This is a genomic window from Streptomyces sp. P9(2023), from assembly GCF_032436795.1.
Taxonomy (GTDB): Bacteria; Actinomycetota; Actinomycetes; order Streptomycetales; family Streptomycetaceae; genus Streptomyces.
Genome location: NZ_JAUPWM010000843.1, coordinates 1 through 236, shown reverse-complemented (window position 1 = coordinate 236; position 236 = coordinate 1). Strand labels below are relative to the sequence as shown.

The window sequence follows — 236 nt, the reverse complement described above, 5'->3', positions numbered from 1 at the left end:
CTGTTGAGACGGGCTTCCCGGTTATTGAGCCAGATAACCGCGCCCAGCTTCCAGTCGTTATGAGCCGGCATTTGGTCGAGAATTTCCCGAGCCGACGCGATACCGTCCGCCCCGCCCCATCGCTTATAAGCACGATGAGCCATGATCATCGGACAGGCGATCTTGCGCAGAAACTCAGACCGGATACCGACGCGTGCGGGGTCTTTGAAGAACATAGAGAGGTCGTCATAAACCTC

Annotated in this window: 1 protein-coding gene; it reads right to left on the bottom strand. The window is 56.8% G+C overall.

Going from position 1 to position 236, the window contains the following annotated elements; translation table 11 throughout:
• Nucleotides 1-215, bottom strand: a 215-nt coding sequence (locus Q5762_RS39650; protein WP_315897172.1) for a hypothetical protein, incomplete at its 3' end; no start/stop codon positions are given.
• Nucleotides 216-236: the final 21 nt, after the last annotated feature.